This window comes from Pacificimonas sp. ICDLI1SI03 (genome assembly GCF_054740865.1).
This window is the reverse complement of record NZ_JBSQAU010000002.1, coordinates 40468-64560: the sequence shown is the minus strand read 5'-3', so window position 1 is coordinate 64560 and position 24093 is coordinate 40468. Positions and strand designations below refer to the sequence as shown.

At 60.8% G+C, this 24093-nt stretch carries 24 protein-coding genes; 13 read left to right on the top strand and 11 right to left on the bottom strand.

The annotated features are described in order from the left end of the window. Positions 1–38 precede the first annotated feature (38 nt). From ACSMXM_RS12265 to ACSMXM_RS12255, 3 genes are all read left to right on the top strand, one after another. The gene (locus ACSMXM_RS12265) at positions 39–917 is read left to right on the top strand and encodes an alpha/beta fold hydrolase (RefSeq protein WP_460316537.1); all 879 of its coding nucleotides are present in this window, start codon (positions 39–41) and stop codon (positions 915–917) included. Between the two features lie 232 nt (positions 918–1149). Then, on the top strand, positions 1150–1413 hold the full coding sequence (locus ACSMXM_RS12260) for a Zn-ribbon domain-containing OB-fold protein (RefSeq protein ID WP_460316536.1): 264 nt from the start codon (positions 1150–1152) through the stop codon (positions 1411–1413). Position 1414: 1 nt separating this feature from the next. After that, entirely contained in the window at positions 1415–2560 is a 1146-nt protein-coding gene (locus ACSMXM_RS12255; RefSeq protein ID WP_460316535.1) for a thiolase family protein, read from the top strand. 10 nt (positions 2561–2570) lie between these two features. Here ACSMXM_RS12255 and ACSMXM_RS12250 read toward each other — a convergent pair whose 3' ends face one another. From ACSMXM_RS12250 to ACSMXM_RS12240, 3 genes are read right to left on the bottom strand one after another with little or no spacing between them, the layout of a single operon-like run. Then, on the bottom strand, positions 2571–3056 hold the full coding sequence (locus ACSMXM_RS12250; RefSeq protein WP_460316534.1) for a hypothetical protein: 486 nt from the start codon (positions 3054–3056) through the stop codon (positions 2571–2573). Beyond that, on the bottom strand, positions 3047–4462 hold the full coding sequence (locus ACSMXM_RS12245) for a CoA-binding protein (RefSeq protein WP_460316533.1): 1416 nt from the start codon (positions 4460–4462) through the stop codon (positions 3047–3049). Before ACSMXM_RS12245 ends, ACSMXM_RS12250 begins: the two co-directional genes overlap by 10 nt. A 4-nt stretch (positions 4463–4466) precedes the next feature. Beyond that, complete coding sequence (locus ACSMXM_RS12240) at positions 4467–5819, bottom strand: MFS transporter (protein ID WP_460316532.1); 1353 nt, start codon at positions 5817–5819, stop codon at positions 4467–4469. A gap of 137 nt (positions 5820–5956) precedes the next feature. Here ACSMXM_RS12240 and ACSMXM_RS12235 point away from each other — a divergent pair, with 137 nt between their 5' ends. After that, the gene (locus ACSMXM_RS12235; RefSeq protein ID WP_460316531.1) at positions 5957–6841 is read left to right on the top strand and encodes an amidohydrolase family protein; all 885 of its coding nucleotides are present in this window, start codon (positions 5957–5959) and stop codon (positions 6839–6841) included. A gap of 18 nt (positions 6842–6859) precedes the next feature. Here ACSMXM_RS12235 and ACSMXM_RS12230 read toward each other — a convergent pair whose 3' ends face one another. Next, complete coding sequence (locus ACSMXM_RS12230) at positions 6860–7621, bottom strand: EthD domain-containing protein (protein WP_460316530.1); 762 nt, start codon at positions 7619–7621, stop codon at positions 6860–6862. A 128-nt stretch (positions 7622–7749) separates the two neighbouring features. On the opposite strand from ACSMXM_RS12230, the gene ACSMXM_RS12225 reads away from it, so the two are divergent. Both ACSMXM_RS12225 and ACSMXM_RS12220 read left to right on the top strand, forming a co-directional pair. After that, a complete protein-coding gene (locus ACSMXM_RS12225) occupies positions 7750–8556 on the top strand; it encodes an EthD domain-containing protein (RefSeq protein ID WP_460316529.1) in 807 nt (268 codons plus the stop codon). Positions 8557–8644: 88 nt separating this feature from the next. Then, on the top strand, positions 8645–9406 hold the full coding sequence (locus tag ACSMXM_RS12220; RefSeq protein WP_460316528.1) for an EthD domain-containing protein: 762 nt from the start codon (positions 8645–8647) through the stop codon (positions 9404–9406). 26 nt (positions 9407–9432) lie between these two features. Here the strand turns inward: ACSMXM_RS12220 and ACSMXM_RS12215 are convergent, their stop codons facing one another. After that, on the bottom strand, positions 9433–11538 hold the full coding sequence (locus ACSMXM_RS12215) for an acetate--CoA ligase family protein (protein ID WP_460316526.1): 2106 nt from the start codon (positions 11536–11538) through the stop codon (positions 9433–9435). Between the two features lie 86 nt (positions 11539–11624). Between ACSMXM_RS12215 and ACSMXM_RS12210 the strand changes: the two genes are divergently transcribed. Genes ACSMXM_RS12210 through ACSMXM_RS12200 form a run of 3 tightly spaced genes read left to right on the top strand, consistent with a single transcriptional unit; the run spans position 11625 to position 14616 of the window. Beyond that, complete coding sequence (locus tag ACSMXM_RS12210; protein ID WP_460316525.1) at positions 11625–13343, top strand: thiamine pyrophosphate-requiring protein; 1719 nt, start codon at positions 11625–11627, stop codon at positions 13341–13343. 29 nt (positions 13344–13372) lie between these two features. Further along, positions 13373–14008, top strand: a complete 636-nt coding sequence (locus tag ACSMXM_RS12205) for an RraA family protein (RefSeq protein WP_460316524.1) — start codon at positions 13373–13375, stop codon at positions 14006–14008. Beyond that, on the top strand, positions 14005–14616 hold the full coding sequence (locus ACSMXM_RS12200) for a glutathione S-transferase family protein (RefSeq protein ID WP_460316523.1): 612 nt from the start codon (positions 14005–14007) through the stop codon (positions 14614–14616). The genes ACSMXM_RS12205 and ACSMXM_RS12200 overlap by 4 nt, the downstream gene beginning before the upstream one ends. A 26-nt stretch (positions 14617–14642) precedes the next feature. Here ACSMXM_RS12200 and ACSMXM_RS12195 read toward each other — a convergent pair whose 3' ends face one another. From ACSMXM_RS12195 to ACSMXM_RS12170, 6 genes are all read right to left on the bottom strand, one after another. After that, positions 14643–15113, bottom strand: a complete 471-nt coding sequence (locus tag ACSMXM_RS12195; protein WP_460316522.1) for a hypothetical protein — start codon at positions 15111–15113, stop codon at positions 14643–14645. Between the two features lie 50 nt (positions 15114–15163). Continuing rightward, positions 15164–16147 (bottom strand): amidohydrolase family protein, encoded by a 984-nt coding sequence (locus ACSMXM_RS12190; protein WP_460316521.1) that lies wholly within the window; start codon positions 16145–16147, stop codon positions 15164–15166. Beyond that, positions 16144–16533: a RidA family protein gene (locus tag ACSMXM_RS12185; RefSeq protein WP_460316519.1), complete on the bottom strand. Its 390-nt coding sequence runs from the start codon at positions 16531–16533 to the stop codon at positions 16144–16146. Before ACSMXM_RS12185 ends, ACSMXM_RS12190 begins: the two co-directional genes overlap by 4 nt. Before the next feature lie 11 nt (positions 16534–16544). Then, positions 16545–17537, bottom strand: a complete 993-nt coding sequence (locus tag ACSMXM_RS12180) for a DODA-type extradiol aromatic ring-opening family dioxygenase (RefSeq protein WP_460316518.1) — start codon at positions 17535–17537, stop codon at positions 16545–16547. Between the two features lie 13 nt (positions 17538–17550). Next, positions 17551–18897, bottom strand: a complete 1347-nt coding sequence (locus ACSMXM_RS12175) for an MFS transporter (protein WP_460316517.1) — start codon at positions 18895–18897, stop codon at positions 17551–17553. A gap of 95 nt (positions 18898–18992) precedes the next feature. Beyond that, positions 18993–20168 (bottom strand): CaiB/BaiF CoA transferase family protein, encoded by a 1176-nt coding sequence (locus ACSMXM_RS12170; RefSeq protein ID WP_460316515.1) that lies wholly within the window; start codon positions 20166–20168, stop codon positions 18993–18995. A gap of 261 nt (positions 20169–20429) precedes the next feature. Between ACSMXM_RS12170 and ACSMXM_RS12165 the strand changes: the two genes are divergently transcribed. From ACSMXM_RS12165 to ACSMXM_RS12150, 4 genes are all read left to right on the top strand, one after another. Continuing rightward, on the top strand, positions 20430–21158 hold the full coding sequence (locus ACSMXM_RS12165) for a GntR family transcriptional regulator (protein WP_460316513.1): 729 nt from the start codon (positions 20430–20432) through the stop codon (positions 21156–21158). A 156-nt stretch (positions 21159–21314) separates the two neighbouring features. Further along, positions 21315–21878, top strand: a complete 564-nt coding sequence (locus ACSMXM_RS12160; protein ID WP_460316512.1) for a carboxymuconolactone decarboxylase family protein — start codon at positions 21315–21317, stop codon at positions 21876–21878. A 52-nt stretch (positions 21879–21930) separates the two neighbouring features. Beyond that, positions 21931–23214, top strand: a complete 1284-nt coding sequence (locus ACSMXM_RS12155) for a Rieske 2Fe-2S domain-containing protein (protein ID WP_460316511.1) — start codon at positions 21931–21933, stop codon at positions 23212–23214. 39 nt (positions 23215–23253) lie between these two features. Continuing rightward, complete coding sequence (locus tag ACSMXM_RS12150; protein WP_460316510.1) at positions 23254–24087, top strand: p-hydroxycinnamoyl CoA hydratase/lyase; 834 nt, start codon at positions 23254–23256, stop codon at positions 24085–24087. Positions 24088–24093: the final 6 nt, after the last annotated feature.

Sequence of the window (24093 nt, the reverse complement as noted above, 5' to 3'; positions counted from 1 at the left end):
CGCTAAATTACGGGACTCGGAGGGCAGGGGAACTCGCAATGAACATGTGCATCGATCGTCGCAGCCTTTTGCGACAGGCCGTCCTGCTTCCCGTCGCAATTGGTGCAACGTCACGGGCGGCTCTGGCAGGGCCGGCAGAACATGGACGAAAAATCCCCGTTCCGGGAGCCGAACTCTGGTGTACCGACACGGGGGGAGACGGTGACGCGATCGTCCTTTTGCACCCCGCCACCGGCAGCGCACGAAGCTGGGAACACCAGATCCCTACGCTGAAAGCTGCAGGCTTTCGCGTGCTGGCATATTCGCGGCGTGGGCATGAGGGGTCGAGCGCGATAGATCCGGCGCATCCCGGCACCGCGGCGGGTGATCTTGCCGCGCTTGTCGATGCGCTCGGGCTTGACCGGTGCCATTTGGTGGGTTCGGCTGCCGGGGCTTTCACCGTCATCGATTATGCCATGCTTCATCCGGGGCGGCTGATCAGTGCGACTGTCGCGTCGAGTTTCGGGGGATTCACGGACCCCGACTATCGTGCGACACTGGACCGGCTGCTACCGAGGGAGTTCCATAGCCTTCCCGCAACATTTCGCGAACTAGGCCCCGAATATCGCGCGGCGGACCCGGCGGGCGTTAAGCGCTGGGAGGCAATTGAACGTACGGCAAGGCACGGTCCCGACATTCGTCAGCCGCGCGCCGGCACGGCCGATTGGGCCTCTGTCGCGCGCATCCGCACCCCGATGCTGATGATGACCGGCGGCGCTGACCTTTATGCCCCGCCAGCCCTGATGGGTCAGGCCGCCCGTCATATCCCGAACTGCGAAGTGCAATTTGTTGCCGACGCCGGACATGCGCTTTTCTGGGAAAAGCCGGAGGCGTTTAACGGCATTTTACTCGATTTCCTGAGGCGACATTCGCGCTAAGCAAAAAGCGGGCTTTGAAAGGTCATATAATTGACCTATAGAGCGCGCCAAACCCTAATTGGAGCTGCCAGCCGTGAGCGAAGCCGACCTGCCGAAACCCGTACGGGCCGATCTTTTTTCGGGGCCCACCACTCAACTGGATAGCATCGGGCTTGCAGGAAGCCGCTGCGGCGAGTGCGGAGAAACAACTTTGGGAGCCAACGCGCTGTGCCCTAATTGCAGCAGCGAAGACATGACCGATATTCGCCTGTCGGACGATGGCAGTGTCTGGTCTTACACCGTTGTACGCTATCGTCCCCCAGGGAATTATAAGGGTGGCGATCCGTTCCAGCCCTTTGCAATGGCGCTGGTCGATCTGCCCGAAGGAATTCGTGTGGTCGCGCCGATTGCGGGTGATCCCGACGCAGTGAAGATCGGAATGCCGGTCCGATTCCGTCCGGTTCTGCGCACCGACAATGTTGTCGAATTCGACTATCGACCGGTGGAGCAGGCCTGACATGAGCGAAGTGGTCATTATCGGCGCCGGCATCCATCCGTTCGGTCGGTTCGAAGAGAGCGCCGAGGTCATCGGTTCCCATGCGGCGCGGATGGCGCTGCAGGATGCCGGGCTTAAATGGAGCGACATCGACGCCTCCTATCTTTCGCGCATGTACCTGCCGGCGACGTCTGGCGCGCGCATTTTGCGAAAACTGGGTGCAACGGACATGTCGATCGTCGACGTCGAAGCTGCATGCGCCAGCGGCGGGGTCGCCCTGCGCCAGGCAGTGCTCGCCATCAAGTCGGGCGAGTGCGACGTGGTCATGGTGCTGGGGGCGGAAAAGATGCCGCGCGGGTTCATGGATCCGCGCATGATCTATGCCGACTGGCAGATTGAAATGGGCATGTCCCTGAACCCCGCATATTGGTCAATGCGGGCGATGCGGCACATGCATGATTATGGCACGACCGAGGAGCAGATCGCCAAGATCGCCTATAAAAACCACCGCAACAGCGTCCATAATCCCAACGCGATGTATCGCAAGGAATTCTCCATGGAGGAGATCCTCGGCTCGCCGCTGATCTGCGATCCGATCCGGCGGCTGGAAATCTGTGCGCCGGATGACGGCGCGGCGGCTGTCATCGTGGCATCGGAGGCCTATGCCAGGCGGATCGGCGCGCGTTCCCCGATCCGAATCGCGGCATGTACCCATTCAATCGCCCGCTATTCCGCCGACTTCCGCTGCCCCGCCGAGGCGATGAGTGGCACGACGCAAAATGAGGGGCCGACCGAGGTGACCGCCGCCATGGCCTATGAGCGCGCCGGTTTGGGCGCCAAGGACATTGACTGTTTCGAAGTGCAGGACACCGACGCCTTTTGCGAACTCGAAATCTATGAGGAGCTGGAGCTTTGCCCCCGCGGCGAGGGCGGCAGGCTGATCGACGAGGGGGTGACCGAAATGACCGGGCGCCATCCCGTCAATATGAGTGGTGGCCTGATCTCCAAGGGAGAGCCGGTGGGCGCTTCGCATCTGGGTCAGGTTCACGAACTGGTGCTGCAGCTTCGCGGCGAGGCGGGGCCACGCCAGCTCGAACGCGCGAATGTCGGTCTTGCGCATGTCCTGGGTGCAGGCGGTAACTGCGCCGTTACCATTCTTAAGAAATAAGGCCTGACGTCTAAACCGGCACGAACATATAACTACGATAGCTTAGGCTCAGTCGCTTCATGCGAGCCGTCCACGGTGTTCGCGCGGCGACCAGCCATTCCGGCCCCTCGGCAATGCGCGCGTCGGACAGCTCGAATATAGCGAGATAGAGCGGCGAACCGGATGTCGCGCGATACCGCATGGCACGCGCGACGCCGGGCACCGCACTTAGTCTCGGCAAATGCTCGCTATCGTACCAGGCATTGAATTCGGAAGCATTTTCCGCGCCAATATCGATAAAATTGGTCAGCAATATCGCATGCGGGTTCGGCAAGGATGGCGTTGTGCCGATGGCTTCGCCCGTCCACATCAACAATGCAGGCGCGTCGGTGTCTTGGGGGTTAATGGAAAGGCTGAGTGGACCATCGTCGTTCTGACCGCCGCCGCCGGCGCGGGCGTGGCCGATCCAGCCACCGTCGCTTGACGCCGCCGCCGCGATCCGAATGTTCAGGCGCACGCCTTTTCCGACATTCTCATGCGTGCGAGAACGCGAATGACCCGCTCCGGCGAGCGCCGAAAAGGGATGCCGGCGGCGGCCATTTCCGCCATCAGTTCAGGCGCCAACGGACTGGTATCGCCCATCATCACATAGACCAGCGGTTTGCTGACCGTGCCCAGTTGCGACAGTGTGGCGCGCGCATTGCGCAGGCCGATGTCGGGCGGGCCGGGCATGATCGACAGCATGATACCACCCACCGCCGGATGGTCGAGCAGGCAGCGCAGCACACGGCCATAGACGTCCCAGTCAGTGAGCCCCTGTCCCGACAGATCAAGCGGATTTGCGGGTTCACCTTCGCGGATTTCGGCACGCAACCTATCGACGAGGTCCGGCGGGAACCCGGCCAGTGACAGTTCCTCGCGCGCGCAGCTATCCGCCAATATCCCCTTCACGCCGCCATCCGTGACCACGGCAATGGGCGCGGCGGGTGGGGCGTCGAAGCGCAGCAGGATCTCGCCCGCGTCCCACAATTCTTCCAGCGTGTCGACGACGATCGCGCCCGCGTCGACAATAGCATGCAGCAGCGCCTCCCGATCCTCGATGATCGCGCCGGTACTGGCCGCCGCCGCCGCACGGGCGGCCTCACTCCAGCCTGGGTGAAGCATGACGACATGCTTGCCCGCCGACCGCGCTGTGCGGATCGCGGCGATCAACCGCTCGCCTTCCCGAACCCCTTCGGCATAGACGAGCACGACGCCCGTATTGGCGTCTCCGGCGATGAATTCGATCAGGTCGACGATTGACAGATGCGCCTCGTTACCCGTGCATATCGAATAGGAAACCGGCACTCCCAGCGCCTCTAGTGCCAGTCGTGACTGGCCGCTGACACCACCGGTCTGAGTAAACAGCGCCACGCCTTTTCCGGTCAGCGCAATCGGCTTGTGGTTGCCAAAGGACAGAGACACGCCCTCGACAAAATTGCTAAGTCCGACCGTGTTGGGCCCCAGCAGCAATATGCCGCTTTCCCGCGCGATGCGGCCGAGCTCCGTCTGACGCGCGCGCCCTTCTGGCCCAGCCTCTGCAAAGCCAGAGGCGTAAAGTATAGCGGCGCGGACCGATCGGGCCGCGCATGCCCGAAGGGTATCCGCCGCATCTTCCGCGTCAACGGCGAGCAAGGCGACGTCGACCCCGGCGGGTAATTCTTCGATACTGGCGAGCGTGGCGCGTTCGCCAATTTGCGGAGAGCGGCTGACCAGATGCAGGTCGCCCGCAAAGGAGAACCTTTCAAGATTGGCCAGCGCCCGTACCCCCATCGTCTCCCAATGGGTCAGCGGCATGCTTTTGTCGGACGGATCGGCGATGCCGATAATCGCTATGGATTTGGGGTTAAGCAGCTTGCCAATGCTTTCGGTCGCTATTGTCATGCGCTTATTCCGCCACCTCTGTAATCGCGCCGCGGCGCCGACGAAACTGCCCATGCGCCCCCACACACAGGATCGCGACTGTGCCCAGAATGGCCGCAACGGCGTAAATCGGCATGACGCTGGAACGATCCAGGCCCATGCCGATCACGACGCCACCGAAATAGGGGCCGGCGATCGCGCCCACGCGACCGATGCCGACTGCAAAACCCACGCCGGTGGCGCGAATTTCGTCAGGATATAGCCGCGCAGCCGTGATCATAATGCCCGAAAAGGTCGCCTCTACCGAGAACATGGCGAGGACGGCGAATGCGATCAGCGCGGCCGGGGCATCGAACATGCCAAACCCGAACAGGCTGATCGCGCACATGGCGAAGGTGATCGCTGCTGCGCGGGGCGCGCCAAGACGCGTTGCGGCAAAGCCCATGGTGAGCACCCCAATCGCCGCTGCGAAGCTGGTGAAAATACCGACCATTGCAGCGTTCTCCGGGGTGAAGCCCGAGAGTACGAACAGTTGCGGCTTCCAGCTCGTCAGGAAGTAGCTGACGAAATAGCGCAGGAAGGCCGCAGCCCAAAGAAACAGCGTTGCCGCCACCAGCATCTTTGTAAACAGCGCGCGAACAGGGATGGGTGCGTTGCGTTTGGGCACTGTTTTTTCAGGCAGGGCGTCGAGCGTCTGCACCTTGAGGCGGGTCAGCAGGCGATTGGCGCGCTGAAGCGCGTTGCGCGGCTGGCGCGTAACCAGGAAGTGCAGCGATTCAGGCAGCAGCACGGCGCTGGCCAGACCCGCCAGCGCAGTCAGGCATCCTGCGGAAAGGAAAATGGACCGCCAGCCATAATCACCCAATAGCGCGGACCCCAGCGCTCCGCCGAGCATTGCCCCGATCGCAAAACCGATGTGGACAATAGCGAGAAACATGTTGCCGCGCGCCTCGTTCGAATATTCGATCACCATGACGCTGAGCGAGGGGAGCAATGACCCGACCGCAACCCCTGAGATGAACCGGAATATGACCAGCATTTCAAGCGAGGTGCTGAATCCCATACCGAACATCGCGAGTGCGCTGATCAGCGTGGCCGCGATGATCAATGGTCGCCGTCCAAACCGGTCGGCCTGGGGCGACACAAGTAACGCACCGACCATCAGCCCTGCAGAGCCGATGCTGAGTATACTACCCATTGTCGCCGCTGGCAGATTCCAATCCTGGATAAGCACCGGCGCGGCGAATGATGTTGCCGTGGTGTCCAGACCATCGCAAATATTGATAAACACGCACAACAATACGACCATCAACTGATAGCCGGTCAGAGGCGAGTCAGCAGCGAGCGGCTTGGTTTTTGCTCCGGACGGCAGTGTCATGGCAATCCTTCCGGGTTGACGGGCCGGCTGAGCCCGCCTCGCTTATGTCGCAGCACGACAGATGGAAATATAGAAAAACACGTATAACTAGTCTAATGATTTATGCTTATCGTCTGAATGTATCTGGAGAGGTTGTTATGGCGGAAGAAATTTTCGAACTGCCCAAGGTAACGGCACCGCCAAAAAAGCTGCCGCCAAACGCATGCGATACTCACGCCCATGTTTTCGGCCCCTTCGATACCTATCCGCTGCCAACGGGACGTTCGTACACGCCGCCGCTGGCCCCTGCGGAGGCGCACGATGCGATGCTGTCGACATTGGGTTTTGACCGGGCGGTGATCGTTCAGGCTTCAGCCTATGGCACCGATAATCGCTGCACACTGGACGCGATTGCACGCCATCCCGATGCCCGGCGCGGTATCGCGGTTGTCGATCAGGATTTTGACGCAGCCCGTCTCGATACCCTGAAGAAAAATGGCATGTGCGGTGCCCGCTTCACGGAAATCATCAGCAAGCAGAGCGGCAAGCGGCTGGCAGGGGCGGCCGGTTTCGACAGGCTCGCGCAGGTGGCCGGGGCGCTCCGCGAAACAGGCCTTCATGCCCAAACATTTGCCCCATTCGATATGCTGATCGAATCGCTCGACACCCTGCTGTCATTCAATGTGCCATTGGTGCTTGACCATATGGCGCGGATTACACCTTCTGGTCGAACCGTCGACGATCCCGGCTTCCAGCGCATTCTCGGCCTGCTTCGCGATGGGCGCATTTGGGTAAAGATGATTGTCTTCCGCAATTCGCAGCGACCGGACGACTATGCCGATATCCGGCCGTTTCACGATGCCATGGTCGCCGCCAATCCCGATCAGCTGGTCTGGGGGACCGATTGGCCGCTCCTCAACCTGGCGAAACAGCCCGATCCCGGCGACCTGCTGAGGCTGTTAGACGACTGGGTCGACGGCGACGCGTCATTGATACAGCGCATTCTGGTGGACAATCCGGCACGTCTCTATGGGTTTGCCTAGGCCGGGGGATGTTATCGGCTAACGCGCGGGCGCGATGACAATTTGCTCTTCGACATAGATCAGCATGTGTGCGTCGAAAAATGCCAACCGCTCCCCCAGTTGCGGGCGAATGGCGATACGCGCGGCCTCGAACGCTTCCCAATCTGACCACCACAAGGCGGCATATCCATCGAATGCGTTGCTGGGCGGGCGTATGCCTTTGCGAAAGTTCAGCCGATATTCGGTCAGGCCGGGCTGGCGCGCCGCCTCCGCGCCATGATGCTGCCATTTGCGGAAAAACGCCGCCTCGCTGGTGCCAGGATGGCGTCCGACCAATCCGATCCGCTTTGCCGTGCCGGCAGGAGAGTTCGGTTCCGGCTCAATCAGCGCCATCTCGGTGGTGGAAAAAGCGAGCGGGTCGGGATCGATGAACTGTGCGACATCCTCCGCCAATGCGCGCAGTAATGCAGGATCGGCGGCTTCAAAGGCCCGGCGATAAGCGGCCTCATCATCGAACCACATCTCAATCACCGCATCGTATCGTGCGTCGGGGGAGCGTTCGGCAATGGTGTGATTAAACACGAGGCCGCTTATTCCTGGCAGACTCCGCAGCAAGGGCGCACGGGTCTCGTGCCAATGCGTGACGAATTGGCTTGGCGAAAGCCCAGCTGCGCGCCTGACGAATTCCGTAAATTTGAACCGTGACCTGCTCTTCGCAGGGGCCGGCGACGCATCGACAGCCGCCGCTACAGCGGCACCAGCCAAGGATATGTTGAGATTCCGACGCGAGATCCCGCCCATTTTTTCTCTCCCTGGATTCCCTCTCTGCGCCAATTGACCATCAAAAGACTAGCTTATAAGCTTATATGAGTCGAGAGACGCGAAATGGGCAGTTGATGCCGCACGATCGCAACCATCCGGAGAGATCCATGTCGGACGAGACCGCCCATGTTCCACGACGCGAGCTGCTCAAATATGGATTCACCGCGATGGCTGTGGCCTCGCACATGCCAGTGGGGGCCACCTTGCTGAAAAAGCCGAAATTGACCAAGTCGATCTCAATAATCATGCGCAAGTCGCGGCTAAGCCGAAGTGCATTTCTCGGTCACTGGCTGGGCGAGCATGGTCCCGGCGCCCGGCAGGTGCCCGAACTGAACGGTTTTGTGCTGGGCGAGGTCGTTGCCGATCCGGCGCGGGGACGTGATGCGGGCGCTCCGCCCCTGCCGATCGATGGGATTACCGAATCCTGGCAGCCCGCAGGGGTAAGGCGCGCCGAGCAGGCAAAAACCAATCCCCATGTCCGCGAATGGCTGGCGGCGGCGCCGCGTTATATCGGCGCCCTCGATATTTTCTCCACACGCGAGCATTTCTTCGCTCCCCCCGTTCGCAGCGGGTTGAAAGTCATGACGCTGATTTCGCGGCGCAAGGATATGACGCGCAAGGCGTTCGTCCGTCACATGCTCGAGGTGCACGGGCCCTTGTCCGAAAAAGTGCCGGGGTTGCGCGGCTATGTCCTTTCCGAAGTCGTAAATCACGTGACGATGCCTGGTATCCCGTCGATCCCTGGTCTGCACGATATCGACATGATCGGCGAAAGCTGGCTCTCTACCGATCCTGACGAGCGCACGCCCGATACGCCTGAACGCCGCGCCTGGCTTGCCGACGGGGCGGCACATTTCGGGCCTTTCCTGCGGTTTGTAACGCAAGATCACATATTCGTGCCGCCGCCCTACTAAACTAATATTTTCACAAAGGAGCGCGCGCAAATGGGGAGGATTTTGGATGAACAATCGGTCAGCACCTGGCTTGAGCAGGCGTGAGATTTTGGCGAGCGCCGTCGCACTGTCTGTCGCCGTTCCCGCGCGTGCCCGTCCCCCTAAGTCACAGGGGCAGGAAATTACCAAATCCCTGACGTTTTTGATACGCAAGCCCGGCGTATCGCATGAAGAATTCATGCGATATTGGCTGGGCGTGCATGCGCCGATGGCACTCGACATTCCGGGCATGCGGGGAATGGTCTGCAACGAGGTGCTGGGCGCGACCCGCGGGCGCCGGGACATTCCCGGCGGCGAGGCGATCGAGATTGACGGTGTCGCGGAGTCGTGGAAGCTGGCCAGCAATTCGCCAAGCAATCCGAACGCCCCGCCAGAAGCCCGCGCATGGTACGAGGATGGCCCGATGTTCGTCGGTGAAATTCAGGGCTATCGCGTGAAGGAGAATGTAATCCTGCCCGTCAAGCGCGGTGGCAAGGGTCTATTGTCCGTCTTGCGGCGAAAGCCGGAGACGACCCACGCCCAGTTCGTCGATCATTGGGTCAAGGTTCACGGATCGCTCGCGAAAGCGGTGCCAGAGGTTGAGGGATTGATCCTGAACGAAGTGATGCACCCCGCTACGAGGGACGATATTCCGCCGTTTCGCAATCCATATGGCGATATCGACGGCATCGCGCAGTCCTGGCACAAGGACCGCAGCTACCCCGGCGTGACCTCTCCCGAAGGCAAGGCCTGGTATGCCGATGGCGCCGCGACGATCGGCCTGGCGCGCGGCTATTATACCCAGGAACATGTCATCATCGAACCGCATTGAGCGCAGGTCCGCGACACGGAGGCGATCTAGGCAGGGTGCAGCAACACGTCCGCAACAGTCGCGCCTTGTTCATGAACGATCAGCGGGTTGACCTCCACCTCGGCAATTTCGGGATAAGCGATCATCAGCTTGCCAAGAGCTGCCAGCGCCTGCGCGACGGCGTCCACATCCGCAGGTGGTCGCCCACGGACTCCAGCTAGCAGGGGATAGCCGCGCAGCCGTGCCAGCTCGGCTCTGATGGATTCCGGGTCCAGATCGGCGGCAAGCAGGATCGTATCGCGCAGTACCTCGACAAAGATGCCGCCCATCCCCGCCAGCAGGACGGGCCCCCAGCGCGGATCCCGCCGCGCGCCGATTACCATCTCCACACCTGCCGGGGCCATTCCCTCCACCAGGGCCTGGTCGAGCGCGAAGGATGGATTGTGTCGCGCCAGATCCTGGCTCATCCTGTCCCACGCCATCCGCATTGCCGCCGCGTCGGCGATGCCGACCCGCACGCCCCCGGCGTCGCTTTTGTGTAGCAGGCCATCGACATGCGCCTTCAGGACAACCGGCCAGCCGATCCTTTCCGCCTGCGCCACCGCCGCCTCTGCCGTGTCGACCAGCGCGCCTGCCGGAACCGTCATCCCCAGGCGGGCCATCAATGCCTTTGAACGCGCTTCGCTTCCTGCTGCCGCTGCCGGATCGAGATCTGGCGGCAATGCCATCGCGCCAGGGGCAGACGCTGATGACGATACCCGGCGGGCATGGCGGGTGAGAGCGGCGAGCGCGCGCATGGAGCGTTCAGGTGAGCGGCTGATAATCAGCTCACCGGATGCGCGAAGCGCCTCAAGTTCGGGTGCCAGCGGGACAGGAGGCAGCGCCAGGATCGAGGGCTTGCGGCTTGCGGCAATTGCTTTTGCAACATGTGGCCCCCAGCGTTGCTGCTCCGGGGGCGGTGCCGTCGCGATCGCGATCAGGACGCATCCGATGGCGGGGTCCTCAAGCAACGCGCTGGTTCCAATACCCGCGATTTCGGGTTGCCAGATAGCCTGGGTGCCCAGATCGAGGGGGTTGCCAGGGGGGATGTAGGGTGGGAGCACGTCCTTGAGATGCTCGGTCGTGTCGGCCGCCAATGCAGGGAAATCGATCTTGCCCTCGCAAAAATCATGCGCCAGCGCGACGAAGCCGCCGGAAAAGGTAACGATCCCCAGCCCGCCCGTGATCGCATCGGGATAGCGCGCGACGATCTCGACGATGTCGACGAACTCTTCCATCGTCGCGGCGCAGATGACCCCGGCACGCTCCAGCGCCAGCATCATGATCGAATAGTCTGCGGCCAGCGCGCCCGTGTGCGACTGAACGGCGGCCTTCGCGCTGGTGCTGCGTCCGGGATGGATCAGGACGACGGGCTTTCCATTCGCGCGCGCCAGCGCCGTCGCCTCCAGGAAGGCGTCCGGGTCGCGGATCTCCTCGGCGTATACGGCGATCACATTGGTCTGTTCATCAAGTGCCAGGAAGGCGACGAAATCTGCGAGGGTGAGGCCGGCCTCATTGCCGGTCGCGACTGCGTATGAAACGGGGAGGTTCGCCGCGGCAAGATTACTGCGCGTATAGGCCATCATTCCGCCGCTCTGCGCCACGATTGCCACACCCGGCTGTAGGGATGCGGGATCAAGTTGCGCAATTTTGCGCGCGATCGCGAACGTGACGGCGAATCCCGCCACATGATTGGTAAAGCCAAGACTGTTTGGGCCGAGAAGCAGCATTCCGGCATTGGCGGCGATTGCCGCGATTTCTTCTTGCTCGCTCGCATTGCCAGATTCTGCAAATCCGGATGCGAAGATCACGGCCGCGCGTACTCCGCGAGCGGCGCAACGTGATACGGCGTCTTTTGTCGCTTCTGCAGGGATAGCGAGAATAACGAGGTCGATGCCGGCGGGCAGGTCCTCGATTGCGTCATGGGCGGTGCAGCCCGAAAATGCGGCGGCACCACTGCCGATCGCATGATAAGCACATTGGGGGCGGTTAAGCAGAAGGCTTTCGAGTGCAATACGCCCGGCGGTGCCTTTACGCCGGGAAACTCCGATCACCGCGACACTATCCGGGTTCATCAACGCCCGGATTGCCGTCTGGGCCTCTCGCCGTGCCATCACTGCATCTCCCCATGGCGCTGTTTCGAAAGTTCAATAAACCAGGGAATTGAACATTAGAAGGAAAAAGGGCATTAGGTTCGGCTATGACAGATCGAACCCCGCCCCCGCAGCGTGATGATCAGGGCTCTGCCGAGAGCGCCGGAACGATATTCCTGCGCCGGCTTGCCGAAAACGGCGTGCGCTATTTTTTCGCCAATGCCGGCACGGACTTTGCGCCAGTCATTGAGGCAATCGCGCGTGGACAGGCAACGGGTGAGGAATTTCCGCAGGCCGTTGTCATCCCGCATGAATCGGCGGCAATCGGCATGGCTCATGGTTATTATCTCGCGACTGGTGAGATGCAGGCGGTGATGGTCCATACGAATGTCGGGCTCGCAAATGCGGTGATGGGGATGCTTAACGCCGCCTCCGACCAGATCCCGATTTTGCTGGCCAGCGGCATAACCCCGGTCATGGACACCGGCCCCAAAGGACACCGCACCTCCCCAATTGCCTGGGGGCAGAATATGCGCGACCAGTTCGGGCTGGTCCGCGACACCACGAAATGGGACGGCATGCTGGTTCATCCCGACCAGACGGCGGGGCTGGTCGACCGTGCATGCGCCGCTGCGCGGTCGGAACCGCGCGGCCCCGTCTATCTGGGCCTCCCCCGTGAAGTGCTGTGTGCCAATGTGTCTGTCACCTCCGACATGCCACGCAATGCCACCGCCCGGATCAGTCCCAATCCCGCCGATCTGGATCGCGCGGCGGCCATGCTCGATGCGGCCGAAACGCCCCTGATCGTCGCGCAGCGCGGTGGCGGTGCGCCCGATGCGGCGGCGTTCCGCGCGCTTGGCGAATTTGCAGAGCGCTACGGCATACCTGTCGTCGAAATGTCACCCACCCGGCTGTCGATATCTGGCCAATCGTCGATGCATGCTGGCTTTAACGTGGCCCCCGAAATCGGTGGGGCAGACCTGGTGCTGGTTCTTGATACGATCGTGCCGTGGATGCCGCATCGCGACACGCTGAAGCCCGGCGCGAAGGTGATCCAGTGCGGCGCCGATCCCTATCATCTGCGTACTCCAGTCCGCGATTTCCCCGCGGACGTTGCCCTGACCGGCCAGATAGCGGACATAATCGCCGGGCTTTCGCCGCGAATGTCCGCCCGTGACCGGACGCCGCGTATTGCCGAGGTCACCGCGCGTCTGGCGAGCCGCCGCGAACAGGCGCTTGCATCGCCGGCTGCATCGTCGGCGCCCGCTCATCGTCTGGACAGACAGTCGGTTAGTCACGCGCTGGCCCGTCTGGTCGGCGACACCGGGACGATCTTCAGCGAACTTGGCGCTGACGCAAAGTCCATGCACCTGCCTGGCCACGATCAGTTTTTCCAGAATCCGATTGCCGGTGGATTGGGCTGGAGCCTGCCTGCCGCGCTTGGCTTTCAATTGGCGGACCGCGAACGGCTTGTCGTCGCGACCATGGGCGAGGGCGGCTATATGTTCGCCAATCCGGTCGCCTGCCATCAGGTCGCCGAGGCGCTCAAACTGCCGGTCCTGACCGTCGTCTTCAACAATGGCGTGTGGCGCGCGGTCGAATCGACGTCGCTCGCCATCTATCCGGACAGCTACGCGGCGCGCGCCAACACCGTGCCGCTGACGTCGCTGGAGCCGGTGCCAGACCTCTGCAAGGTAGCCGAAGCATCGCGGGCATGGACTGCGCGGGTGGAGGACCCTGCCACGTTGGACGTTACTCTCGCGGAGGCAGCGCGCATTATTCGCGATGAGCGCCGGCAGGCGCTGATCGAGGTGATGATCGCGTGATGCAAAGGGAACGATGGAGGGAAATCTGAATGACGAACGCAGTGCTGACGCCGGCGCAGATTGAGAGGGCGGGAATATTAGGTGCCGCAACTTTGCACGAGGCAGCGGGCCGGATCGGTGCGCTGCCTTCGTCAATCAAGCCTGTTGCACCGACGATGGTGCTGTCTGGTCCCGCCTTTACGGTAACGGTGCCGCCGCTGGATAATCTGTGGATTCATCGCGCACTTTATCGCGCCCGTCCCGGTGATATCCTCGTGGTGACGACTGGCGGCGGCGTGGAGGGCGGCTATTGGGGCGACATTCTGAACGAGGCGGCATTGGCGTTGAAGCTGGGCGGCCTGGTCATCGATGGCGGCGTGCGTGACACCGCAGGACTAGTCGAAGCGCCGTTTCCCGTTTTCTCCAAGGGCATATGCATCCAAGGCACGATCAAGGGATTTGGCGAGCCCGACCGTCTGCAACAGACGATCAGGATCGGAGGGGCAGAGATAGCGCCCGGGGATTTGATCGTCGGGGATCGCGATGGCGTGGTAGCAGTTCCAAGCGCTCACGTGGACGATGTTCTGAAGGCCGGTGAATTGCGCGAGGCCGATGAACGCACAAAGATCGACCGCATCCGGGCTGGGGACCGTACGATCGACATCTATGAGTTCGGCGAACAATGAAGCTATTCTGGTCATCCAGGTCTCCGTTCGCGCGCAAGGCCCTGATGGTCGCGCACGAAGTCGGCCTGGCTAACGCCATCGAGTTGATCCCCATTGCCGTTCCGCAAACCACGCCGAACCCGGAATTCGCCGCAGTTAATCCGATCGGAAAGCTGCCAACTCTCGTTATGGATGATGGTCTGATGATCGCCGACTCGCCGGTGATCGCGGAATATCTGAACGAGCTTGGTCGCGGTTCATTGTTTCCGGCGGGGGCGGAAAGATGGACGGCAATGACATTGCAAGGGATGGCCGACGAGCTGCTGGCAATATTGTTGCTTTGGCGTGCGGAGCTGCGTCGTCCCGTCGAGTGTCGATCGGAGAAACTGCTGACAATGTATCAGACTCGTCTGACACGCGGGCTCGACTGGTGCGAAAGCGTCGTTTCGCGGGACAAGAAGATCAAATTCACCGTCGGCACGCTGACCCTGGGTGTTCTTCTGTCCTATATCGACTTCCGCTTTCCGGAGCAGGGATGGCGCACAGCGCGGCCCGCGCTGCAGCAATGGTATAAATCATTCGAGAAGCGCCCCTCGGCCATTGCGACCAATTTCGCCATTCCCACCTGATATCGCCGGGGCGCCCCTAGGCCGGCTCAGTCGGGCTGGAACAGCAAACGTCTGTTATTGTACCGGATCGAGCGCATTCGGGCCGTCCAGGGCGTGGTCGCCGCCGCGCGCCATGCCGCACTGGCGACGACGTCCAGCGATGTCAGATGATAAAACGCCGCATAACGGGGCGACGCCGTATCGCTGCGGAACCGTCGCGCCAAAAGCACGCCCTCGATCGCGGAAAAGCGCGGGACATGCTCGGTATCGTACCAGTCGTTGAATTCGTCTTCATGTTCCGGCGGGACGTCCATCAGATTAAGCAGCAGTCCGGCTGCACCGGTTGGCGCCGGCGCATCGCCGGGCAGGGTCTGGAGTCCGTACCAGACCCCGGCCAAGCCAGCGGTGGCCGGATCTGCCTCCCCAATATCCCACAGCGCCAGCCGCTCGACCGGACCTTCGCTCCCCGCCGCGGGTACCAACCGCCACCATTCCGCCGACGATGCATGCGCCGGCACTCTGACGGCGGGATCGTCGGGCCGCCCGAGGACAAAGGCGAGATGAAGGTTCAGGTGAATGCTCGCGGGTAAAGTTTGCGGGCATTGCCTTCAAATATCTTGGAGCGATCTTCGCTCGACAGGAAATCCATGCCTTCGATCACGGGCTTCAGATCATCGAGATCATGCCCCCAGTGAGGGCTGCGCACAGAGCCCGTCCCCGGCCGCTCGGTGCCGAACAGGCAATTATCCGGCCCCACCGTCTTGAACAGCAGCTCAAGACCTTCCTGCGAATAAAGGCAGGTGTCGAAATAAAGCTGGCGCAATTCTTCATCGAACTCGCGGCCGCGCCGCCATGCGCCTGCGCGGAACCGGCCGATCTGATAGGGGATCGCGCCGCCACCATGCGAGATAACGATCTTCAGCTTCGGAAAATCCTTGAACACATCGGACTGGAGCAGCGACATGACCGCGATGCTGCCCTCATTGATGAACTTCAGCGTGTAGCTTTCGCGCGGGTGGCAGCAGCTCGCCGAATGGATCAGCGCGGGCACGTCATGTTCGACCAGCTTTTCATAGATCGGGTACCAGAATGGATCGCCCAGCCCCGGCGGCGGCGCGCCTGCCCCTTCCATCGGATCAGGATTCAGGATGCAGCCGATAAAGCCCAGTTCGGTGATGCACCGTTCCAGCTCCTCCACGCAATTGGCCGGACTGGTGTCTCGATACTGCGGCAGGCCCGCAACACCCTTCAGTCGATCGGGAAACAACTGGCAATGCTGGTGGATCAGATTGTTGCAATAGCGCGTCCAGAACAGCGGCACGTCGCGGGGGGAAAGTGAATGCAGCTGCAGATAAGGGCGCGGGGAGATGAACTGAACGTCGGTTTTCACCTCGTCCATCTGCTTGATCAGGCCTGCTGCTACGTCGCGGGAGACATCGTCAGATGGCAGTTTCGCGCCCAGCTTCGGATTATTGCGGCTGCCCGCCAGTTTCGCCATTTTCTCATATTCGGCCTTACCCAGGACGACATGAGCGTGAGAATCGATAATCATTGCCATTCCTTCGCGATCGCCAGAACATCAAGCTGGATTTGCACCGCGCCACGCAGCGTCGTCTGCTGAGTATGCCGTGCCGGGCGATGCGCCGGATCGGGATAATGCTGTAACCAGACTTCGTTGATTTCATCGCGTGCGCCGTCGGGGCCGACATGAAAGGTGAACTTGATGACGTCACCCAGATCCATTCCTGCCTCGGCAAGGATAAGCTTCAGGTTGGTGAAGCAATTGGCCACCTGACCAGCGACGGTATCCGGCATTTCCTTGGTCGCGCCGTCGCGGCCCATCACCCCGGATGTGGCGAGAAACGGCCCCACCTTGCACGCCAGCGGGATGGGCTGGGGATGCCGGATCGATTCGATATCGATGCTGCGTTGTCGCATAATCTCTCCTGTCATATCCATTCGGCGAAGCAGATTCCGGTCCCGGTGCCCGCCTCCGTTCGATAGCATGGCAAATAATCGTGCCAGGCGAGATCGAGATGCTCACAGGCGCCTGCCACGGTAATCCAGTTGCGAATTTCGGAACTGCCCGAATTCAGCTTCGCCTGGTCGATGGAGCGAAGCGCGGCCGCATCCTTGGCCTGCATTGCCTGGATCAGGCCGCGGTCCAGATCTTCATCGACCGTGAAATGGCTCAACCCACCCGATGCGATGATGCCGACCGTGCGATCCCCGGGAAAACTCTCAATCGCCGCGCGCAGCGCCTGCCCCAGCCGGTAACATCGCGCAGGGGTCGGCTGGTTGGGCGCATAATAGGTATTCAACGCGACCGGGACGATCGGCATCGGGTCGTGTTCGTCCATCAGCTTGCGATGGATAAAGCCGAATGCATGTCCCTCGCCGGACCCTTCGGGCAGGCGATCCGCTGTAGAAATGTCGAATTCCGCCTGCACCAGTTCGGCGATCATGTGTCGCGACAGTTCGGCGTCGACGGGAAAGTTCATTTCTCCCTCGTCGGTATAATAGCCGCCGCGCGCGCGCTGCCACCAGCCGAGCGGGTTGGGCTTGGCCTTGTGCCTTGGATTGTTACGGATCGTCTCGCCATAATACAGCAGGATGCTGGGCAGATTGTCCTCGTGGTACAGTTCCTTCTGATCATCGCCCACGACGATCAGCGTATCGATGCCGGCTTCGGCGATCGACCGGCGGATACGCGCCATTCCGGTCTGGGAGGCCGCGTAGCGTTCCTCCAGCTTGGGCGGGGTGATTTGCGTAAGGACAGCCGCATCGGCGTTGCTTCGCAACTCGTCAAAGCTGGCGGGCTTCCCGCTCTTGTCAAGAAACTTGCCGGTTGAATCGCGCTCGGCAAACTTGCCCCAGTCCGCCTGCTCGGTGTTGAGCATGGGGGTGTGGGACGAACCAAAACCATGTGTCAGGCGGGCCATAACGATCCTTTTGTCAGTTCGCGGCCGGGGCCGGGGGAGAGACGCGCTGTCCTTCACCCGCTCCGGCAATGTGAATGGCCACACCCGCGATCAGCGTGATGGTGGCGATCGCCGCGTAGAGATAGATAAGCCCGCCGCCACCGCCGAGCACCAGCCCGCCCAATAAGGGGCCCGCGATTGCCCCGAAGCGGCCAAACCCGACGACGCAGCCCACGCCAGTGCTGCGCAGATGGGGCGGATAAAACCGCGTGGTGTTGATCATCAACCCGCTAAAGGCACCCTGGATGAAGAAGCTGACAATGGGTGCGATGGCCAGCAGAATATAGGGTTCCCGCGACATGATCCCGAAAGCCAGGAATGCCGCCGCCGCTGCCATGAAGTAGATCGTCGTGATCCGCGCGGTATTCATTCGGCCCGACAGAACCCCCATCGAGAGATTACCCAGGATCGAACCGACGCTGGTAAGCGTGGAGGCGAGCAACGCAATTCGGGTCGGGACACCGGCATCGTCGATCACCTTGGGCGTCCAGCTAAGGTGATAATAGCTTACCAGCGAATAGCAGAGCCCGGCCACCCAAAGGGCGGTCGTGCCAAGGGCAATGCCGGGGGTTATGAGATCCGCTAGCCGCGTCTTGGACTTTCCCGACGCTTTGGACGGCGGCAGGGACTCGATGGGATCGACGCCCAGCCGCGCGCGTGTCCGGTTGATCCTTTCAAGCGCTCCGCGAGGCTGAACGCTGGCAAGAAACTCTGGCGATTCAGGCAGGAACAGGAAAACGAGGATCAGGATCACCAGGTTCAGCGTCCCCGCAGCAATGAACAGGATCTCCCACCCCAGATCGACAACGAACCAGAAGCCGATCTGAGAAGCCAGAGTTATCCCGATCGCAAAGCTCATATGCATGATGGAAAGGAACAGCCCGCCCCATTTGCGATTCGAATATTCGATGACCAGCACGTTCAGATTGGGCAGCAGCGACCCTACGCCGATGCCGGTGACAAAGCGCAGGATGAGCAATTGCCACGGTGCGGTGCAGGCGGCACTGAGGAGGAGCGCCACCGTGATGAGCGATAGCGCGAACAGAACGACAACGCGACGGCCGTAGTTATCTGCGCGTGGGGCGACGAAAAAAGACCCTACCGCCATGCCGACGGCGGTCATCGCGAACAGCATGCCGATTGTGCGCGCGCTGATGCCCCAGGCGTCGTCGAGAACGGGCGCGGCCTGTACCATCGTTGCGAAATCGAGGCCGTCCGCAATGTTGATGATGCAACAAAGGACAACAACAAAAACGGCATAGGGCGTCATCGGCGTTTCGGCAATGTCGCTTTGCGATGGGGTTTTGTCAGCCGCGCTCAAGCTTCCCGCCCTCCTGCCATATCAAGACCAATAGTGCATAAACATAGCCTATAGGGCTTGGGTTATCAGCAGCTATGGGTCCTTGCAACCGCTGATTACCGTCCCAGCTCGGCGCGAACTTCCTCGTCATGCTCACCCAATAGCGGCGGGGGGCGGCGATATTCGACCGGCGCCGTGGCCAGCCGGAGGGGACTGGCCAGCAGGTCGATCATGCCTGCAAGGGGATGCTCCATCGAAACTTTCATTCCGCGGTGAATCGCCTGGGAATCAGCGAGGACATCGGGGACCGTATTGATGGGCGCGCAGGGAATGCCGGACGTTTCAAACCGTTTGACCCATCCCTTCATCGTATCTTCAGCCAGGGCGGTAACGATTATCGGCATCAGCGCGTCGAGATGTTTGATCCGGTCGCCATTCGTCACGAACCGGGGGTCGTCCGCCATGGCGGGAAGGCCCACCACCTCACAAAATTTGCGGAACTGGCCGTCATTGCCCACGACAATGACGATATGGCCATCGCTGCAGGGGAAGACATCCTGCGGCTGTATGTTGGGATGCCGGTTGCCGCTCCGCACAGGCGGTTTTCCCGAACAGAAATAATTCTGCGCCTGATTGCACAACGACCCGACCATCACGTCCAGCATGCCAATGTCGATATATTCGCCTTGTCCCGTCTCTTTCCGGCGTACCAGAGCGGCAAGGACGCCAATGGCGGCATACATGCCGGTCATCAGGTCCACTATGGGGACGCCAACCTTCTGCGGACCCGCCCCCGGAAAGCCGGGCGCTTCGCCCGTGACACTCATCAATCCGCCCATCGCCTGGATCATGAAGTCATAGGCGCTTTGCTGTGCCCGGGGGCCGTCCTGGCCAAAACCGGTAATGGAACAATATATGATGTCGGGCCGCACTTTTCGGATGGAGTCATAATCCAGTCCGGACTTTGCCAGCCCGCCAACCTTGAAATTTTCGAGGACGACATCGGACTTGGCGGCAAGCGATTTGACGAGAGTCTGACCTTCCGCCGTTGAAAGGTCTGCGCATACGGACCGCTTGTTCCGGTTGCAGGCGAGGAAGTAGCCGGCATCGCCCTTCTCGCCATCCTCGCCGCCCACGAACGGCGGACCCCAGTGACGCGTGTCATCTCCGGTACCGGGGCGCTCCACCTTGATCACGTCCGCGCCCAGATCCGCCAGTATCTGCCCGGCGAAAGGCCCCGCCAATATGCGACTAAGATCGAGAATTCTGATATTGGAAAGCGGGCCGGGCATAAGGCTGATCCTGTATGTTTATTCTTGGGTCGATTTGACTCTGAAGCAGAATGCGGCGCAGCCGCCTGGAAAGGCTTCGTGGTGCGTGCCGACGAAAACAGGCTGCGTCCACATCCCCATGGTCATAAGGTCATTCTATTGACTGATAGAGATTTGTCAAAGCGCTGCCTCACATATCAGCCTCGGTACGCTACACTTCCCCTGGGAAGAATTCCGGGGTTATAAGTACCGATAGTTTGAACAGCACAGAAGTTGGGTCACATGGGCGACACGATCATCGGCAACTCACGTGGAGTTCCACGATATCTGCAGCTGGCAACGCTGTTCAAACGCATGATCGGCTCCAGCGAATGGAGCGTGGGATCCCAGATCCCGACGGTCGAGGAACTGTCGAGCCAATATGGCGTCGCCCGCGCCACTGTTCGCCAGGCGCTCGACATTCTCAGCGAAGATGGCCTGATCGAACGCTTCCGCGCAAAGGGCACATTCGTCATCTATCGACCCCAGGACCAATTATGGTGCGAGGTTCATACCGACTGGTCCGGCATGCTGCGTTCCCGGTCCGGCGCGACGATAGAATTGCTGGAGAAGGAAGCAGGCCAAATGCCACCCATGGCCGAACTGACGGGCGAGCCTGCGGAGAATTATATGCGCATTCGTCGGCGCCACTGGCGCGAAGGCAAGCCATTCCTGCTGGCCGACACCTGGATCGATGAAAAGCTCGCGGGAAAGCTTTCGCCCGAGGATTTTACCAATAAATCAGCGCTTAGCCTGATTTCGGATGCGCGGGGAACCCGCGTTGGCGGCGCACAGCAGACGTTGACGATCGGCGCGGCTGATGTTCGGTCGGCCGAAATGCTGCAGCTTCCGCTCAACACCCCGGTCGCGTTCGTCCGGCGAACAGCCGTTTCAAAGAAGGGGCGCCTCCTGCTTATTTCGCATGGCACCTATCGCGGGGATGTCGTTCGGCTGGACATCAGACTCAAATAATCGGCCTGCTAGAACTGAATATTCTGGCTGCCAGAGCGTTTGCGCTCGACAAAGGCCATAAACCCGGCTTATACGGCTTTTGATGCGTGGCTTTGACCACGTTCGCTAAAGTTGAAACAGACCTGCGGCCATGTACGCAGCCAGCCGGAGCACCGTGTGCCGCGCATTCCCCTTCCCACTTTGGAAACCATGAACCCCGCGCAGCGGAAAGTGCATGACGCCATTGTCAGCGGTCCGCGCGGCCTGATTGTCGGCCCTCTGCGGGCCGCTCTGCACAATCCCGAACTGGCGGATATCTGGCAGAAATTCGGCGCACAATTGCGCTACAATACCGTCCTTGAGGCTCGGCATAGCGAGCTCGCCATTCTGGTGACCGCGCGTGCCTGCGCCTGCGCGTTCGAATGGGTCCAGCACGAGCAGCAGGCGGTCAATGCTGGCGTACCGCTGGCCTTGATAGAGGCCATCAGGCGCGACGTACCCGTGGAAATCGCCGACGCGAAGGACCGTGCGATTTTCGAATATGCGGCAGAACTTCATCGCGAAAAGACCGTCAGCGATAAGGTTCATCGTGCCGTACGCGACGTCTACGGGGTGACTGGCGTGGTCGAATTGACGGCGTTGATTGGCTATTACACGCTCGTGGCGATGACTCTCAACGCTCATGATTTCGACTTGCCCGAAAATGTGGCGGACCCATTCATGCACCTGGCTGCCACATGAAATCAGGGAGACCGCATTTTCTGGTCAAACAAGACTAAAGAGAGATTTCGCGATGCTGACTCAAGAACAGAACGATCAAATCACGCAGGTCGGTCCGGGCACGCCGATGGGCGCGCTTCTTCGTCGTTACTGGATGCCGATCGCGGCAGAGACCGAGTTGAAGGAAAAGCCGGTCAAGCGCGTCCGATTGATGGGCGAGGATCTGGTACTTTATCGTGACCTGTCGGGGCAATTGGGACTTACCCAGCGCCACTGTCCGCATCGTCGCGCCGATTTGTCGTTTGGGTTCGTCGAAAAATGCGGCCTTCGTTGCAATTATCACGGCTGGCTGTTCGATGAGGCAGGGCAATGCCTCGAGCAACCCTTCGAAGATGTGGCGTTCTCGGGGAATGACCGCGTCAAGGCGCGGGTCAGGATCACGGCCTATCCTGTCCGCGCGTTGGGGGGGATGATCTGGGCGTATCTCGGTCCCGATCCCGTCCCCGAACTGCCGGAATATGAGGCATTTAACTGGCCGAATGGGTTTGGTCAGATCATTCTTTCCGAAATTCCCTGCAACTGGGCGCAGTGCCAGGAAAACTCCATCGACCCGGTCCATTTCGAATGGATGCACAGCAATTGGAGTGTCCGGTTAAAGGGCGAGCAGGGTCCCTATGCGCCGCGCCATACCAAGATCGGCTTTGACGAATATGAACATGGCTTCGTCTATAAGCGCATCCGCGAAGATACGGACGAGGCCCACGACCTCTGGTCGGTCGGCCGGGCGCTGGTGTGGCCAGTCGGCATCTTCCTGGGCGATCATTTCGAATGGCGTGTGCCGATTGACGACGAAAACACGCTGTCGATCGCATGGTCGTTCCAGCGCATGCCGGTAGAGGCCGAACCATTTGCGCAAAAGGAAATTCCGCATTGGTACGGCCCCACCGTCGACGAGCGCGGAGAATGGATTTCCAGCCATGTGATGAACCAGGATTTCATCGCCTGGGTCGGGCAGGGAAAAATTGCCGACCGAACGAAAGAAATGCTGGTCCGCAGCGATGTGGGTGTCGGCATGTTCCGTCGTCAGCTTTTCACCGACATGGCGCGCGTCAGCCGCGGCGAGGATCCAAAGGGGGTCATCCGCGATCCCGCCGCCGCGAAGAACATCAAACTGCCGCTCGTCCATGCTGACCGCTATCACCGCGGCATGACCCGCGCGGAGCTGATCGCGCACCCTGTGCTGGGCCGGCATCTGAAAGGCTACCCCTACCAATATGGCCAGCCGCGCGAGCTGCTGGAGGAAATCTGGGATGTTGCCGGTGTTACCGCAGCCGACCTGAACGTGGAGCTGCCCTGATCGCCAGGCAGTCCGGCAAGAGATACCAAAGGAAATCCGATGTCAGAACCAATCGTAAAAACGTGTGTCCGGGTCGATTTCGACGAAGGGATCGCATGGGTAACGCTCAACCGCCCGGAAAAGCGCAATGCGATGAGCCCGACGCTGAACACGGAGATGCTCGACGTGCTCGACGATCTTGAAGTGGATGACAGGGCACAGCTGATCGTGCTGACCGGTGCCGGCGAGTCTTTTTCCGCAGGCATGGACCTGAAGGAATATTTCAGGGAAACCGACGGTCTTCCGCCCTCCAGGGTACGCCGGGTTCGCCAGGCGGCATATGACTGGCAGTGGCGCAAGCTGATGCACTATCCAAAGCCGACCATCGCGATGGTGAATGGATGGTGTTTCGGGGGCGCCTTCACGCCGCTCGTCGCCTGCGACCTTTCCGTCGCCGCGGATGAAGCGACCTTCGGTTTGTCGGAGATAAATTGGGGCATTATCCCTGGCGGGAACGTTACCAAGGCAATGGCGGACAAGGTCCGGCCCTCCGATGCCTTGTTCTACATCATGACCGGGCGGAACTTCGATGGCCGCAAGGCCGCGCAAATGGGTCTGGTCAATGAATCGGTGCCCCTGGCGGATCTGCGCGACCATGTGCGTGCGCTGGCAATGGAATTGCTGGGGAAGAACCAGACAGTGCTGAACGGCGCGAAAATCGCCTTCAAGATGATCCGTACGATGACTTGGGATCAATCGTCCGAATATCTTGGCACAAAGGCAGCCCAGGTCCGTCAGGCAGACAAAAGTGGCGGGCGTACCAAAGGGCTGGAGCAGTTCCTGGACGACAAATCATATCGACCGGGGCTTGAAGCTTATCGCAAGGATGGATGACGCGAT

What these genes read in the sequence shown, in the direction of transcription:
- ACSMXM_RS12265 (WP_460316537.1), top strand. Translation starts at nt 39, where the DNA reads ATGAACATGTGCATCGATCGTCGCAGCCTTTTGCGACAGGCCGTCCTG.
- ACSMXM_RS12260 (WP_460316536.1), top strand. Translation starts at nt 1,150, where the DNA reads ATGACCGATATTCGCCTGTCGGACGATGGCAGTGTCTGGTCTTACACC.
- ACSMXM_RS12255 (WP_460316535.1), top strand. Translation starts at nt 1,415, where the DNA reads ATGAGCGAAGTGGTCATTATCGGCGCCGGCATCCATCCGTTCGGTCGG.
- ACSMXM_RS12245 (WP_460316533.1), bottom strand. Translation starts at nt 4,462, where the DNA reads ATGACAATAGCGACCGAAAGCATTGGCAAGCTGCTTAACCCCAAATCC.
- ACSMXM_RS12240 (WP_460316532.1), bottom strand. Translation starts at nt 5,819, where the DNA reads ATGACACTGCCGTCCGGAGCAAAAACCAAGCCGCTCGCTGCTGACTCG.
- ACSMXM_RS12235 (WP_460316531.1), top strand. Translation starts at nt 5,957, where the DNA reads ATGGCGGAAGAAATTTTCGAACTGCCCAAGGTAACGGCACCGCCAAAA.
- ACSMXM_RS12230 (WP_460316530.1), bottom strand. Translation starts at nt 7,621, where the DNA reads ATGGGCGGGATCTCGCGTCGGAATCTCAACATATCCTTGGCTGGTGCC.
- ACSMXM_RS12225 (WP_460316529.1), top strand. Translation starts at nt 7,750, where the DNA reads ATGTCGGACGAGACCGCCCATGTTCCACGACGCGAGCTGCTCAAATAT.
- ACSMXM_RS12215 (WP_460316526.1), bottom strand. Translation starts at nt 11,538, where the DNA reads ATGGCACGGCGAGAGGCCCAGACGGCAATCCGGGCGTTGATGAACCCG.
- ACSMXM_RS12210 (WP_460316525.1), top strand. Translation starts at nt 11,625, where the DNA reads ATGACAGATCGAACCCCGCCCCCGCAGCGTGATGATCAGGGCTCTGCC.
- ACSMXM_RS12205 (WP_460316524.1), top strand. Translation starts at nt 13,373, where the DNA reads ATGACGAACGCAGTGCTGACGCCGGCGCAGATTGAGAGGGCGGGAATA.
- ACSMXM_RS12200 (WP_460316523.1), top strand. Translation starts at nt 14,005, where the DNA reads ATGAAGCTATTCTGGTCATCCAGGTCTCCGTTCGCGCGCAAGGCCCTG.
- ACSMXM_RS12190 (WP_460316521.1), bottom strand. Translation starts at nt 16,147, where the DNA reads ATGATTATCGATTCTCACGCTCATGTCGTCCTGGGTAAGGCCGAATAT.
- ACSMXM_RS12185 (WP_460316519.1), bottom strand. Translation starts at nt 16,533, where the DNA reads ATGCGACAACGCAGCATCGATATCGAATCGATCCGGCATCCCCAGCCC.
- ACSMXM_RS12180 (WP_460316518.1), bottom strand. Translation starts at nt 17,537, where the DNA reads ATGGCCCGCCTGACACATGGTTTTGGTTCGTCCCACACCCCCATGCTC.
- ACSMXM_RS12170 (WP_460316515.1), bottom strand. Translation starts at nt 20,168, where the DNA reads ATGCCCGGCCCGCTTTCCAATATCAGAATTCTCGATCTTAGTCGCATA.
- ACSMXM_RS12165 (WP_460316513.1), top strand. Translation starts at nt 20,430, where the DNA reads ATGGGCGACACGATCATCGGCAACTCACGTGGAGTTCCACGATATCTG.
- ACSMXM_RS12155 (WP_460316511.1), top strand. Translation starts at nt 21,931, where the DNA reads ATGCTGACTCAAGAACAGAACGATCAAATCACGCAGGTCGGTCCGGGC.
- ACSMXM_RS12150 (WP_460316510.1), top strand. Translation starts at nt 23,254, where the DNA reads ATGTCAGAACCAATCGTAAAAACGTGTGTCCGGGTCGATTTCGACGAA.